Source organism: Phyllobacterium sp. T2-21, assembly GCF_055378485.1.
In genome coordinates, this window is the sequence record NZ_AP027916.1 from 121,611 (window position 1) to 135,741 (window position 14,131).

17 protein-coding genes are annotated in these 14,131 nt (G+C 56.0%); 6 read left to right on the top strand and 11 right to left on the bottom strand.

The window, feature by feature from the left end:
• Positions 1-51 precede the first annotated feature (51 nt).
• From ACZ5FP_RS25330 to ACZ5FP_RS25340, 3 genes are all read left to right on the top strand, one after another.
• Positions 52-198, top strand: a complete 147-nt coding sequence (locus ACZ5FP_RS25330; protein ID WP_464665258.1) for a hypothetical protein — start codon at positions 52-54, stop codon at positions 196-198.
• Between the two features lie 98 nt (positions 199-296).
• The gene (locus ACZ5FP_RS25335) at positions 297-560 is read left to right on the top strand and encodes a type II toxin-antitoxin system prevent-host-death family antitoxin (protein WP_464665259.1); all 264 of its coding nucleotides are present in this window, start codon (positions 297-299) and stop codon (positions 558-560) included.
• A gap of 73 nt (positions 561-633) precedes the next feature.
• Positions 634-966, top strand: coding sequence for a hypothetical protein (locus ACZ5FP_RS25340; RefSeq protein WP_464665260.1), 333 nt, complete (start codon positions 634-636; stop codon positions 964-966).
• A gap of 161 nt (positions 967-1,127) precedes the next feature.
• Here ACZ5FP_RS25340 and ACZ5FP_RS25345 read toward each other — a convergent pair whose 3' ends face one another.
• The 11 genes from ACZ5FP_RS25345 to ACZ5FP_RS25395 all read right to left on the bottom strand — a co-directional run bounded on the left by ACZ5FP_RS25345 (position 1,128) and on the right by ACZ5FP_RS25395 (position 10,961).
• Positions 1,128-1,421 carry a hypothetical protein gene (locus tag ACZ5FP_RS25345; protein ID WP_464665261.1) on the bottom strand — a complete coding sequence of 98 codons (294 nt, stop codon included), beginning with the start codon at positions 1,419-1,421 and terminating at the stop codon, positions 1,128-1,130.
• Positions 1,422-1,622: 201 nt separating this feature from the next.
• A complete protein-coding gene (locus ACZ5FP_RS25350; RefSeq protein WP_464665262.1) occupies positions 1,623-2,417 on the bottom strand; it encodes an alpha/beta fold hydrolase in 795 nt (264 codons plus the stop codon).
• A gap of 10 nt (positions 2,418-2,427) precedes the next feature.
• Complete coding sequence (locus ACZ5FP_RS25355) at positions 2,428-3,459, bottom strand: proline racemase family protein (RefSeq protein ID WP_464665263.1); 1,032 nt, start codon at positions 3,457-3,459, stop codon at positions 2,428-2,430.
• Positions 3,460-3,462: 3 nt separating this feature from the next.
• Positions 3,463-4,362, bottom strand: coding sequence for a dihydrodipicolinate synthase family protein (locus tag ACZ5FP_RS25360; protein ID WP_464665264.1), 900 nt, complete (start codon positions 4,360-4,362; stop codon positions 3,463-3,465).
• A complete protein-coding gene (locus tag ACZ5FP_RS25365; protein ID WP_464665265.1) occupies positions 4,362-6,143 on the bottom strand; it encodes a cobalamin-dependent protein in 1,782 nt (593 codons plus the stop codon). Before ACZ5FP_RS25365 ends, ACZ5FP_RS25360 begins: the two co-directional genes overlap by 1 nt.
• A 2-nt stretch (positions 6,144-6,145) precedes the next feature.
• Positions 6,146-6,460: an NIPSNAP family protein gene (locus tag ACZ5FP_RS25370; RefSeq protein ID WP_464665266.1), complete on the bottom strand. Its 315-nt coding sequence runs from the start codon at positions 6,458-6,460 to the stop codon at positions 6,146-6,148.
• A 9-nt stretch (positions 6,461-6,469) separates the two neighbouring features.
• Complete coding sequence (locus ACZ5FP_RS25375; RefSeq protein ID WP_464665267.1) at positions 6,470-7,471, bottom strand: 4-hydroxyproline epimerase; 1,002 nt, start codon at positions 7,469-7,471, stop codon at positions 6,470-6,472.
• A 13-nt stretch (positions 7,472-7,484) separates the two neighbouring features.
• The gene (locus tag ACZ5FP_RS25380; protein ID WP_464665268.1) at positions 7,485-8,711 is read right to left on the bottom strand and encodes an NAD(P)/FAD-dependent oxidoreductase; all 1,227 of its coding nucleotides are present in this window, start codon (positions 8,709-8,711) and stop codon (positions 7,485-7,487) included.
• 16 nt (positions 8,712-8,727) lie between these two features.
• Positions 8,728-9,543 (bottom strand): aspartate dehydrogenase domain-containing protein, encoded by an 816-nt coding sequence (locus ACZ5FP_RS25385; protein ID WP_464665269.1) that lies wholly within the window; start codon positions 9,541-9,543, stop codon positions 8,728-8,730.
• A gap of 7 nt (positions 9,544-9,550) precedes the next feature.
• Entirely contained in the window at positions 9,551-10,303 is a 753-nt protein-coding gene (locus ACZ5FP_RS25390; RefSeq protein WP_464665270.1) for an SDR family oxidoreductase, read from the bottom strand.
• Between the two features lie 121 nt (positions 10,304-10,424).
• Positions 10,425-10,961 carry a cupin domain-containing protein gene (locus tag ACZ5FP_RS25395; protein WP_464665271.1) on the bottom strand — a complete coding sequence of 179 codons (537 nt, stop codon included), beginning with the start codon at positions 10,959-10,961 and terminating at the stop codon, positions 10,425-10,427.
• A gap of 185 nt (positions 10,962-11,146) precedes the next feature.
• Here ACZ5FP_RS25395 and ACZ5FP_RS25400 point away from each other — a divergent pair, with 185 nt between their 5' ends.
• The 3 genes from ACZ5FP_RS25400 to ACZ5FP_RS25410 all read left to right on the top strand — a co-directional run bounded on the left by ACZ5FP_RS25400 (position 11,147) and on the right by ACZ5FP_RS25410 (position 14,109).
• Positions 11,147-11,824, top strand: a complete 678-nt coding sequence (locus ACZ5FP_RS25400; protein ID WP_464665272.1) for a GntR family transcriptional regulator — start codon at positions 11,147-11,149, stop codon at positions 11,822-11,824.
• A 53-nt stretch (positions 11,825-11,877) separates the two neighbouring features.
• Positions 11,878-13,032: a branched-chain amino acid ABC transporter substrate-binding protein gene (locus tag ACZ5FP_RS25405; protein WP_464665273.1), complete on the top strand. Its 1,155-nt coding sequence runs from the start codon at positions 11,878-11,880 to the stop codon at positions 13,030-13,032.
• 135 nt (positions 13,033-13,167) lie between these two features.
• Positions 13,168-14,109: a branched-chain amino acid ABC transporter permease gene (locus tag ACZ5FP_RS25410; protein WP_464665274.1), complete on the top strand. Its 942-nt coding sequence runs from the start codon at positions 13,168-13,170 to the stop codon at positions 14,107-14,109.
• Positions 14,110-14,131: the final 22 nt, after the last annotated feature.

Below are 14,131 nucleotides of genomic sequence, written 5' to 3' on the forward strand. Positions count from 1 at the left end.
AAGGCCGAAGCCGTTGTCATTGCCGAACGACTGGTAAGGGACACCAACTGGTTGCCAAAATATGTACGTATCGAACCGCTGAACGGAACCATTGTTGCCGATCTGGAAAGCATCAATGACATCGAAGATGATGGCGATATCGAGCCGTCTGAGACAGATAGCTTCGACGCGGACGATTGCGAACAGGCGGCGGAATAACCGGCGAGGGCGGCGAAAGCCGCCCATTCGTTGCCGATTATTGTTGAACGAATTGCGATATTCTGTATTATACAGAAAATACAGAATAGGAGGACGACATGGCCACAAAAGTATCGACTGCTGAATTTATCCGCCATTTTGGCCGGTTTCATGATCAGGCCCAAAGGGAACCTATTGTGCTCACGAAACATGGCCGGGACACCGTTGTTGTTCTTTCCAAGGAGGCATTTGAACGCATGATGGACAGTGCTGATCCTCGCCGCGTTTTTGCCTTGGGAGAGACGCCTGCAGACTTGGCAGAAGTGCTGTTGAACGGTCTGAACAGCCAAATCGCCGATCTAGAGGCCAAAACCGATGAGTGACCGAGCTCGCTAGAGCAGCGGATCAATTGTCCGCTATCCGTATCTGTGTGGCGCTGGCAATCAGAGAAAGGCCGTGAACACGGTGAAAAAAACCGACCCGTTTGCCTCGCCATGGCGTTCCCTGACCCATCTGGTTATCTTGGCAATCTCCGGGACATCACCACTGGACGAACAAGCCGCAATAGAAATTCCTGCGCTTGAGATACGACGGGCAGGCCTGCGGGAGCATAAGCGGGCGTGGCTGACCATCAGTGAATACAACTACGACGTTGCCGAGCGATCCTATCATTTTGATCGGAGCCAAGAGCCGCAAGGTCGCTTCAGCAATAAGTTCCTGCTCGAAATACAGCGCGCCTTGCGGCCACTGTTGCAATCGGCAAGAGGCAGGATCGACAGAACCAGTTGAGCAGGGGCGATGCCTCCAGGCAAAGCGCCCGTCCTCGTGCAGGTGGCGGCCATCGAGCCCGCTTCTGCCCGTTTTCACCCAAGCCAACGTCTCTCCCGCAGCTTCAGTCAAAAGGCCCCGGTGCGTTTGGCTGCCGGGCCCTTTGGTTTTGATCCCTGGCGCTATCTGTTTGCACGATCCATTCGAGTAATGACAAAACTTTGCGGTTTGTTGTCGATCAGATATTTTGCTTCAATCTCAGTGTGCCTGCCTTTGGCAAACATGCCCTGGATCAGATTGCAGAACTGATCGAATACCTCGGTCCTGCGTTCTGTCGCATCGAAGCCATTGGCGGCGGCCTGGTTTAGTGTGTAGTGAAACGTCAGACGATCTTTATCGACCGTTGATGCGAGCAAACGCTGTATGTTCGACCAACTGCTTAGGCAGGTCCAACACATCGCTGTGGATCGAGCCACGCTCTTCATCCGAAAGCGGTCCGAGGGGAGGCGGCGGAGTTGTGGCAACAAACGTCTGCTTGGTCAGGCTTGGAAATGCCATCAATCCAAAAACGGTTCCTGTAACGACCAGAAACCATTTCGTGTTGACCCAAGCCGTTGAGGGGGCAACATTCCACGCCGAAACACAATCTTCGGCAATCGGTTGAGTTTATGCTGCCCTCAGCTTTTATTGGCAACAAATTCTGCAACACGGTGCGCGAAAGCCTGCGGATCGACGCGTGGATAGAAATGCCCTCCGGTGATTTCGCTGACCGTCGCATGCGGGATAAGGCACGCCAGTTCTTCGGTTCTGTCAAATGGGATCATGGTGTCGTCCCGCGCACCGATGAGCAACACTGGTTGCGTTATTGTTTCCAGCTCTGCGGACCTGTCGAAATCGAGCAGCATGCGAATACGTGACGCCGTGACTGCGAATGGAGCAAGGCTTGCCGCGGCGCTGGCCACTGCCGCAGCAAGTGCGTTCTCGTTTGCCGCGATCCATTGCGGCGGATAGCCAAGCACATGGGTAAGGTTTTGGTAGGCTTCCACTTCGCCTTTTTTCATGAGTTCGAACCGTGCGGAGAAGAGCGCCCTAAACCGGGCGTCAGGCCTGGCCCAACTACCGCTGATCGTCAGGCTTTTGGCCCTTTTGGGGGCGTCCAGCGCAAGCGCTTGCACCACCGTGCCGCCCGTGGAGTGTCCCACCATATGGGCAGCATCGACCTCTTCAGCGTCGAGAATGCAGACAACGTCTTTTGCGATGCGGTCAATGGAGTAAGCGCCTTCCGGGCGATCGCTGCGTCCGGCCCCACGATGATCAACCGTAATTAGGCGAAAAAGCTCCTTGAGATGTTGTTCGACCCCAGCCCAGAAGCGACCATCTCCGCCAAGGCCGGGAATCAGCACCAACGGCGTGCCTCTGCCCTTTACATCGTAGAAAAGACGGCAGCCATCATCGGCTTCGACTATGCTCATGGTCGTCCCCTCAGTTGCCCGGCCACGTATCGCCCAGACGGAAGCCGGTCGGGAACGGATCGGTTGGATCAAGAACATATTGATGGAATGCCGTGATCCATGCCTGACCGGTGATTGCCGGACGGATTGCGGCCTTGCCGCCACAGGTCGTGGTTTCAAGCACGCGGCCGATGAATTCCGTGCCTATAATTGATTCATGTATGAACGTTTCGCCGGTGGCGATCTGTCCACGCGCGTGCATGACGGCCAAACGCGCGCTGGTGCCGGTGCCGCACGGAGACCGGTCAATGCGTCCGGGCGACACGATCACGGCATTGCGTGAACGCTTTACCCCGCCGCGTATCTCCAGAGGTCCCGCAAAAAGCGTCTGGTTGATCGTATGGATCTCTGAATTTTCCGGGTGCACTGCAGGGATCTGTTCGGCAGCTGCCTTCTTGATCCGTTCGCCGACTTCCACCAGCTTTGCCGCTTCGGTCTTGTCGACATTGAAGCCTATGGCCGTTGCATCGACCAGCACATAGATCATGCCTCCATAGGCGACATCGACGGTAATCTCGCCAAGGCCGGGCACATCCACTTTCGCGTCAAATGCAAAAACGAAGGACGGCACATTTTCAAAAGTCACACTGATGCATTTCCCGTTCTTGCAATGCGCGGTTACAGGGACCAGACCAGCCGGTGCTTCGAGCACCAGCTTTGTTTCCGGTTCCTGCATGGGGATCATGCCGGTTTCAAGAAGAGCCGTCGTGGTACAGATCGTATTGGTGCCGGACATCGGCACATAGAAATCCGATTCCATGATGACGAACCCAGCGTCAGCCTCCGGTCTAGTGGCTGGCAGCACCAGATTGACGCATTGTGTTACGCGTCCGCGCGGTTCATTGAGCAGAAAATTGCGAAGGTCATCACCCTTCCGTTCAAGATATTGCATTTTCTCGAACATTGACGCACCTTGTACATCGAGAACGCCACCGGTAATGACCTCGTTCAACTCGCCCGCCGCGTGCACGCCGACGATGTTGATCATTCTTGAAAAGCGCATTGTTTAGTCCTTCATGGCTGCGAGGGCGGCAATGGTGTCGTTGACGACGCTTTCGACGTGATTGCGTTCATCGCCGACGAGCGGCAGGCGCGGCTCCCGAACCCATTCGGGGGCGCCATAGACGAGCTGTTCAGCAAGCTTGATGTATTGCACCAGCTTTACATGGGTATCGAGATGGAAAGACGGCGTCAGAATCCGGTAGAGTTTGCGGGCAGCCGAGAAGTCGCCTGAGGACGCGAGACTGAACAGTTTCACGCATTCTGCGGGCCATGCATTGGTCATGCCGGAAACCCAGCCCGTTACGCCAAGCGCCAGACTTTCGACGATCAGATCGTCTACGCCACAGAAGACGGAGAAGCGGTCACCGCAAGCGTTATAAAGGTCGGTGATACGCCGGACGTCGCCGCATTCTTCCTTGATGCATACGATGGACGGCGTGTCTTCCAGCTCTTTCAGAATCGATGGTGTGACGTCGACACCATAGGCAATCGGGTTGTTGTAGATCATGATCGGCAGGCTGCTGCTGGCGGCAAGCGACTTATACCAGGTAACCGTTTCGCGCGGATCAGACTTGTAGGCAAGCGACGGAAAAGCCATCAGGCCTTGAGCCCCGAGCTTTTCATAATGGCGCGCTGCCATACCTGCATCGGCAGTCGAAATCTGGGCAAGACCAGACAGGAGCGGCACGCGACCTGCCACTGCTTCCTTGGCGGCAAGGATAACCTGATCGCGTTCCTCGGCCTTCAACGAAGCGTTTTCGCCCAGCATGGGCAAAACGATAATGCCGGAAACCCCATTTGTTATCAGCCGTTCGATCGATGCGCCAGTGGCGTCAAGGTCAAGACCGCCATCCTGCTTCAGCTTGGTTGTAACGGCCGGAAAAACGCCTGTCCAACGTGTCATTATGCTATTTCCTCTCTGGATTTCTCTATGAATTTTTCAATGAAACCGGTCATCGCTTCAGGCGTTTCGCAGGGCAATGCGCCCAACGCCTCGATGTCCGCTTTGACATCGACTGGCAGGCCCGAATTGGAATCTTCCGGAATCTGGTTCAGCCTGCCGCCGATCAGCACCGGCATTCTCACGCCTGCCGTCTCAAGAGCGGTCAAAACATCCCGCGCGTAGCGCAGCGCGATGCCGTTATAGGTGCTGACGGCGATGAAATCGGCCTTCTGCGCCAGGGCCACGGCAACGACGGTTTCAGGGTCTACGGATGTGCCCCCATCTATCACACCGACAGCACTTATGGCCAGAATGCGCTCGATCAGGTTCTTGCCATGCTCATGCACGTCGGACGACGCCACACAGGCTTTAAGCCCGCTTGCTGCAATTTCTTTGCGTGCGGCAGGCGCAATGCGTTCCACCCATTCTTGCGCACTTTCTTCGAGCTCTTCAACCCATTCGGCCAGCATGACGGAACGGCGTCCACCCCATGCATTGGTGTCTTCACTGCCGGCACCGTAAAGATTTTCAAGCCGCTTTGGGCCGATGCGGCGTAGCGCGAGCATCAAAGCGGCCGCGTCATTGATATTGATGCCCGTATTGCTGAGACCGGTCAGAACATTGTCGCTGAAGCGCTTTCCAGCCTCAACAAGCGAGTTCGCGGCAGTATCCACTTTTTCCAGGTCGATCAGATCTGCCGTTGCCATGGCGTGTTCCGCCATGCGGGCGGCGAATGTCTGCGCGTCAATGATTTCGTCAATATCGGGAATGCGCTGGTTTTCCGTGACGGGAACCGGATTGATTGCATGGCCGGTATGGCGGCGTGTCAAAGCCCAGATGTCGGCCTGCAGATAGCTCGCCAGACTGGCGAAATTACCCGCAGGCGTGGATTTGTAGCTCACCGTGTTGCCAAAGAGCATCGTGCCGGGTGCGACGCTGAGTTCGGACAAAGCCTTGTGAAAGGCCATGCGGATGAGCGGCGCTGTATAGTGGTGACCAAAGCAATGCGACATGCGTCCGCCAATCAGGTTCTCAACAATATGTCGCTCGATCAACACCATGCCGAGCGCCGAACTCATATCGGCGAACAGACCTGCAAAGCCATCATCGAGATTGGAGTGAACAAGAACTTCCTCATTTTGCGCGGCGATGAGGCCAAGCGCGGTTACCGCCGCTTCTGTCGTTGCGACATCGTCGTCCCAGTAAGGCAGGCGAAACGTGAAATATTGCCCGAGATTGGCAATTGAAGTGGCCCCGGCTGCCAGGGCGCCCTTGGTGTTCTCTATTGCGCCGGGCAAACCCAGCATGAAATCGCCGAAATGGGCAGCGGCCGGAGCAGCATTGGTGATGCGCGCGAAATCTTCAGGCCCGTTCAGAACAATGCCCGTCCCCTTGGGGCGTTCGTTGCGCAGAGCTGGAGGATAGCCCATTGACCAGTCGAGCGTGATCCCGAAACGATCCACGGTAACGCCGCGCCGCGCGCAAGTGCCATGCACCTCGGCAATTGCTTCCACAGTACGCTCGACGCTGCGAAAGCCGATATGCGCATGCTGCATCATGCGACCTTCGGCGGCTTCGCGGCGCTTGTATTCAGCTTCGCTCGAAACGCCGTTCGCATCAAGAAAGGCGTTTCGTCCGACTCGCCAATCTCGCGCAAGTCGCCGGCCTTGCGCGAGCAGATCGGCTCCCGGCTGCATGCGTTCGGGGACAAGATCGGCAAGGGCAGGCAGAACGGTTTTCATAACTATACCATCGGTGACAAAGCAGTGGGTTTCAGGATGCGTATATTCTGCTGCGTGATCATGCCTTTGATGGCGTCGAGATAAGACTGCCATCCGGGGTGAACCAGCATACGGGCACGCTTTGCCTCCCGCTCGGCGATATCCTCGTAGCGCCAGAGCGAGACGACATGATTGAGTTCGCCAATGTCGGTAACAAAATGCCCGACGAACCCGCCCAGCATTTCTTTCTGGATGGCAAGCCCCAGCCTTTCATAGGTGGCGATAAACTCGCCCATGCGGCCTGACACGATGTGATAGTCGCGTTCTTCAAGAATCATCGCGCCACCTCATTTGACCTGAAAGCCGAGTGCGAGCGGATCGCGTTCATCGACAAGGATGGTGTTGTAGCCGGTCACGCGTGCCCAGCCGCCGATGCTCGGGCGGATGGCAGGGCGTCCTGCAATGTCTGCAGTGCTTTCCACGCGGCCATGGAACAGGGTGCCGATGATCGATTCGTGAACAAAGGTATCGCCAACCTTGAGAAGACCCTTGGCGACACGTTGGGCCATACGCGCAGAAGTGCCGGTGCCGCATGGCGAACGGTCGATACCGCGCTCGCCATAGAAGACTGCATTGCGCGCATCGGCTTCGGGATGCTTTGCCTTGTCGGCCCACATGACGTGGCTGACGCCCGCAATGCGGTCATCTTCGGGATGAACCGGCGCAACAGCCTCCTGAACCAGCTTTCGAACCAGCGGGCTGATTTTCAAAATATCGTCAGCCGTCATGGCATCGAGACCCGACCAGTTTTTCTGCGGCTCGATGATGGCATAGAAATTACCGCCATAGGACACGTCGACCACCAGTTCCCCCATACCGGGAACATTGATTCTTGCATTGGTGGCATGGAGATAGGCAGGCACATTGTAGATGCGGACCTCATCCACGAAGCGTCCGTTGCGCTTGTACTCGACCTCAACGCGGCCCGCCGGCACTTCGAGCGCCAGTTTGCCTTCGCTCTTTGGAACGACAAAGCCCTGCTCGAGCGCCACGGTAACCGTGCCGATGGTGCCGTGGCCGCACATGGGCAAACAGCCCGAAACCTCGATGAAGAGAACACCTAGATCGCAATCATCACGTGATGAAGGGTAGAGGATGGAGCCGGACATGACATCATGCCCGCGCGGCTCGAACATCAGCGCCTGGCGCACCCAGTCGTGATCTTTGAGGAAAATCTGACGCTTGTCGGCCATGCTGACATTGGGCAGCATCGGTGCACCGCCGGAAACAACACGCACGGGATTGCCGCAGGTGTGGGCGTCGACGCAAAGAAAAGTATGTGGGTTCATGACAAGGCTCCGTTCAGGAAAATCTGCTGACTGCGAAGGGTGAAAGATCAATGGGCGGGGTGCGCCCGGCAACAAGGTCGGCCACAAGCCTGCCGGTTGTCGGACCAAGCGTCAGACCGCCATGACCGTGTCCATAAGCGTGGATTATATCGGCACGGCGGGTGGAGCGTCCGATGACTGGAAGGCTGTCCGGTGTTGTAGGGCGATGCCCCATCCACTTGGTGCCATTGTCCAGCTTCAGATCCGGCAGATAGATGCGGGCAAGTTTTGCCAGCGTGTCGCTGCGCTTGAAATTGGCGGACGCATCCAGTCCGGCGAATTCAGCCGCACCGCCAATCCTCACACCCATATCCATTGGTGTAGCAACGAACTTGCGCTCGGCGAAAATCACTTCACGCGTGAGTTTGATGCCCGAATGCGGCAGTGTAATATTATACCCACGCTCGCTTTCCATAAGAACATGGTCGCCGAATGTGCTCGTCAGACGTGTCGACCAGGCACCGGTTGCAATGACGAGTTGGTCAAACGGCAGCGCTTGGCCAGCATTCAGGCGCAAGGCCGTGCCCTCGATGGCGACAGCCTCGCCGGTCACGATCTTGGCGCCTTTGTCGATAACCAGTTCCCGCAGACGGTCGACGACCCGCTTGGGATCGGAAAAATGCGACCATTGCGGCGTCATGGCCGCGCGCACGACCGCCTTGCTCAATGCCGGTTCGAGCTTACGGGCTTCGCTGCCATCCATTTCGTTGAAGATCACGCCATGGCTGCGGCGCAGGTTACGATCCGCTGCATCCGCCTTGAACGCTGCTTCAGTTTCGTAAACCCATAGCGCTCCAACCTGATGAAGCTCACATGTCAGTTTCAACTCGTCAAGCAGCGGCAGATAGTCGTCATAGACAGGAGCGGTTAGAGCGGCGAGCGCTTTGGTGATACGCAGCATCTCGGATTGCGAACCGCTACGCAGGAAGCGGACGAGCCAGGGTACAAGCTTTGGAAAATGAGCGGGGCGCAATGACAACGGGCCGAGCGGATCAAAAAGCCAGCCTGGCACTTTCCAGATAAGACCGGGGACGCTGGCAGGAACGATTTCAGTAACACCGAGCCCTCCGGCATTGCCGAAGGATGCCTTGTCGCCTGCCGGATCGCGGTCCACGACAGTTACACTATGACCATCCGCCAAAAGCGCTCGCGCGGTACTCAGTCCCACAATTCCGGCACCGGCAATGAGTACATTGCTCATTCAGCACTCCATCCATTCAATGCGCCGGATGCAATTGCCCGGCAAGATAACGTTTCACTTCGACCATCACGCTTGCAGCTGTAATGGCCGATGTCTTGGGATTGTCTGGCGAAGGCTTGTTGGCGAAGCGCATGGATGCAGTTCCAAAAGCACTGTGCACCAGTATCTCATGGGTATTAAGGCTGACCTGTGGGTCCGCGATAACCCGAACAGTCGTGCGCTTTATGCCAGCCGCCAGCGCAACGGTCAGACCAGCATTGAGGTTACGGGGATAAAGACGCGCGGCGGTAATTGCATCGCCTTCGAAAAGCGTGACTTCTTTCTTAAGCGCGGTGGGATTATGCCCCAGTGTTTCAAGTTCGGCTTTCCACGCCTCTGCAGGTTTGCGCGAGATATATATTACTGAAAGATCATCTGCCGTCGCCACGACATTGAGATAGTCAATACCACCGACTGCTCCCGTCGGAAGGATAAGCCGCCCACCTCCACTCTGCGTGATTGCGTCGACCCTTTGCATGAAGCCATCGACACCGACCGCGCCAACAGATGCGGCAATGACATCAAGCCCGCTGTTGAGAAAGTCCAGACAAAGCGCCAGCAAGGCACCTTGTCCGGCAACTTCGACGACAACGGAAGGCTTTGATGTCAGTAACGCATCGATTGTATCGACAAACCGGACTCCCTGGGGGCGCTGATCCGGTATTGCTGCACCTTCGCGCAAAAGCACACTGACCTGCCAACCATGGGCCTGAAGCTTGCGGCACAAATCTCTCCCAATTGCGCCGAAACCCAAAACCGCGATGTGAGGTGTGATGTCGGTTGTCGCCGTCATGATCTGGTCACCAGGCTGACATGCCGCCATCGACGGTGAACATCGCACCTGTGGCGAAGGACGCCTCATCCGAAGCGAGCCAAAGGATGCAATTGGCGATTTCGTGCGGCTCAGCCCAACGGTTGATTGGCGAACGGGCCTTGAGGGCAGATTTGAAAGCGTCCGGGTCAGGCGTTGTTTCTACCATTTTTTCGAAATAGCTTGACCACGTGACGCCCGGCGCCACGCAATTGACACGGATTTTCTCCTTGGCGTGGTCAAGCGCCATGGCCTTTGTCAAAGCGGCAACGCCGCCTTTCGACGCCACATAAGCCGCGCGGTCGAAAATGCCAACAGTCGCAACATTGGAAGCGGTGTTAACGATAGTGCCACCGCCCTGCGCGGCCATGACCGGGATAGCATACTTGCAGCACAGATAGACACCCTTGAGATTGACCGCCATCAAGGCATCCCAATCATCTTCATCGGTGCTGACGACCGTGCCCGGAATACCGTAGCCTGCATTATTGGCCAGAATATCCAGACGACCGAAACGTTCAACTGCGGTGTCAATCATTGTCTTGACTTCATCGGCTCGGGAAACGTCAACCATGAAAGAAAGGGCCGCATCGCCCAAGGCGGCCGCGACCTCAGCGGCTTTTACACCGTCGCGATCCGCCACCAGAACCTTGGCCCCCTCGCGAACGAATATCTCGGCGGCGGCCTTGCCGATACCGGCACCCGCACCTGTGATGATCGCAACCTTGTTTTTAAGACGCATTTTTTCCTCTGAAAATCAGGCATGCTCAACGGTCCGCATTTCCATGGCCCGTCGGATGCATTGGTAAAACGCCAGCAGAGCCGTGCGCAGTTAAAGACTGCTGCTAGCCGGATTGTTTGGGTCAAACCTTGTAAGGATCGGACGGCGGTGCCGCGAAAACAGTGTCGCGCTCGATCTGCAGAACGTTTTCCGGTCGTGGGAATGGCTCAGGCGCAGGTTCACCGTCACTCCGGTTACGACCAATCAGCCGAAAGAAATCCTCCAAACCATTGGGTACGATCAACCAGGTCCAGAAAATGTCGGCGTCACCTTCATTGATGAACATGTGACGACGGTTCTTGCCAATAAAGAAGGCTGATCCCGGCTTCATCTCATGGCCTTCGCCGTCAATCACTGCCCGGCCTTTGCCCGAAACGACAAAGATCACTTCCTCGTTCTGGTCATGGGCATGCTCGCGGACATAACCACCGGGTGGAACCGTTTGCGTTCCAAAGCCAATCGGATGATCCATCGGAACCGTGTGCGGCGCGAAAATAACATCAATGGAACCGTTGGCAGGCACCGGCTGCCAATAGCTCTCGGCGTTGCCCGGCTGAACGATAAGCACCTCTCCGCAAAGACCCTCACCAGCGACGGCCCGCGTTTCCTTTTTGGTCATTTCATTCCCCTGATGCGAACTTAAGTTCATCAATATTGGATACGATATACAATCGTAGCTCAAAAATTACCCACGTCAATGCCGTATTGCGGGCAATTTTTGATAAAAATCCGCTACTCTGGCCATTTTTTCATTATTGACTTAGAGTTTTGTATATCATATCCAATCTATAAATGGAGAGTTCGATGACAAGCAAGATTGGACGACAGTCGCTGACGGATCAGATCGTCGTGGAGCTTCGCCGACGCATCATTGCCGGTGAACTTCCCGAGGGCAGCCCACTACGGCAGGAGGCTCTGGCAACCGAACTGGGCGTATCGCGTATTCCAATTCGCGAAGCCATTCGCCAGCTGGAGGCGGAAGGTTTCGTCCAATCCGAATTGCACAAGGGAACCATCGTTCGCGCTCTTTCGCTTGCCGAAATTCAAGAGCTTTTCGACATCCGCATCCATCTTGAAACCTGGCTCTTCGAAATGGCGATACCGCGCCTGACGGATGACGATCTGCGCCAGGCTGAGCGGCTGACGGATGATACGATGACCGCTGGCAATGTGGAAAACTGGGGTGAACTGAATTGGCAGTTTCACGAAACGCTCTATGCGCCGAGCGGTCGGACCGTTGCTCTGAAGCTGCTCAAAAGCGTGCACGACAATGCCAACCGCTACATCAACCTGCAGATCGCAGTCGCCCAGAACGTTGAACTGGAGCTTGCCGATCACCGTACGCTCGTCGCCTATGCGCGCCTGGGGGACACAAAACGCGCCGTGGAGATGCTGCGCATGCACATTCAGCGCGTGGCCAACAGTCTGATGAAATCCCTGATCGAGAACCGATCGGAAGGCCGGAATACGAAAACAGCCTGAATGCAAAGGAGTGTCGGTGGGAAAACGGCCCACCCGCAGCATTATAAAAAGCAATGGCCCATGAAGGCCAGAAAAAATCAAAAGAGGGTAACAACATGAAAGCATACAAGAAGTTTCTTGCCGCAACCATCGCGGCAGTCGGCCTGTCGAGTGCCGCATATGCGGATATCGTCATCGGAGCGGCAGGTCCGCTCACCAACGCTGAATCCATTTTCGGCGTGACGTGGATGAACGGAATGGAACTCGCAATCCGCCAGGTCAACAAAACCGGTGGCATCAACGGCGAAAAAATCGTCTTGCAACGCGATGACGACAATGCCGACCCCAAGCAGGGTACATTGATTGCCCAGAAACATTGCGACAATTCCGCTATGCTCGGCGTGGTTGCCAATTTTAACAGCGGCGTGACCATTCCCTCATCCGACGTCTATCATCGTTGCGATATGCCTCAGGTGACAAATGCTTCGAACCCGAAAGTAACCAAATCCGGCTACAAGAATCTGTTCCGTCCGATTGCAAACGATCTCTCGCAAGGGTCGGCCCCGGCCAATTACGCGGTGAATACACTCAAAGCCAAGGCCGCTGCCGTTGTCCATGACAAGCAGGCGTTCGGACAGGGCGTGGCAGAGGTCTTCCGCGATACCTTTATCAAGGATGGTGGCAAGGTAACGTCTTTCTCCGGCATCACGCAGACGGATGTGGATTTTTCCGCGCTTCTGACGAGTATCAAGTCGGAGAATCCTGACGTCATCTATTTTGGCGGCGTCATGCCTGCCGTCGGCCTATTCGTGAAGCAAGCTCGTGAATTCGGGATCAAGGCCACGGTCTTTGCCGCTGACTCTGCCTTTGCGCCCGACTTTGTTAACGTCGCTGGCGCCGAAAGCGCGGAAGACACCGTCGTTTCATTCCAGGCCCCTCCCTACGATTCCTCGCCAGATCTGCAAACTTTCGCGAAATCATATAAGGAAGCCTTTGGTGAAGAGCCAGGGCCTTACTCTGCATATGGCTTTGTGGAAACCTCCATCATCCTCGAAGCAATGAAGAAGCTGCCGGCACCGCTTACACGCAAAGCCATCTCGAACGAGATTGCTAAAACCGACCTGAAAACCATGGTCGGCACCGTGACCTTCAAACCGGATGGCGAACTCACCAACCCCTTCATCTTCCTTTACAAGGTTGAAGCCGGCAAGTTCGCGCTCGTGAAGTAACGCGACCCTTGTAAGTCGGGGCCACTCCTTGGGAGGGCTCGTTCTTTCAAGGCTGAAATCGGAGCGCCAGGGAATACGCCAGCATGGCTCAATCATGTGTTTCTCCGGTGCTCCTTAAAAATCGAGGGTTCGCAGATGTCTTCCTTTCTAGTTCAGCAAACCGTCAACGCGCTGACGGTTGGCTCAATCTATGCCCTTATCGCGCTGGGCTATACGATGGTCTACGGCGTCTTGCGCCTCATCAACTTCGCGCACAGCGAAATGTTTATGTCGGGCGCGTTCGTTGCGGTTTTTCTGACGGGATCGCTCGGCATTGGCGGCTTTCCCGGCGCAGCCGTTGTCGTGGGTATTCTGGCCTTCGTGATCATCGGCGTTCTCGGCATGACGATTGAGGTCGCGGCCTATCGGCCGCTACGCAATAAATCGCGTCTCGCGCCGATGCTGTCGGCACTTGGCATGGCTGTCATCATCCAGAACGTGGTTATGCTGCTTGCTGGCCGCCGCCCGATCATTTATCCATCGATGCTGCCACGCGGTGTGATCGAGATTGGTGGCATTATGATCACCTGGAAGCAGATCACGATCCTTGCCATTGCTCTCGTTCTGATGTTGGCGTTGGAATTGTTCGTCAACCGCAGCCGGATGGGTATCCGCATTCGCGCCGTTGCGGAAAACGCCAATACGGCATCGCTGATTGGCATCAATCCCAATATCCCGATCTCCGCCATCTTCTTCATCGGACCCGGTCTCGGCGCTGTGGCAGGTTTGCTCTATGCTTCTTATTATGGCGTTGCGACATTCACCATGGGCTTCGTCATAGGCATGAAGGCCTTCACTGCCGCAATTCTCGGTGGCATCGGCTCCATACCCGGCGCCATGCTCGGCGGCATCCTGCTCGGCTTCATCGAGACATTCGCCACAGCCCTCCTGCCTGGTCTGACCAACGGCGTCATCGGCACGGAGTATCGCGACATTTTCGCATTCTCCGTCCTTGTTCTCATCCTGCTGTTCCGTCCGTCCGGTCTTCTGGGCGCCAAGGTCAGCGAAGAAACGATGGTGTACAAAAGTGACTTCTGAAGCTCCTTCCTTAAACGCGGGC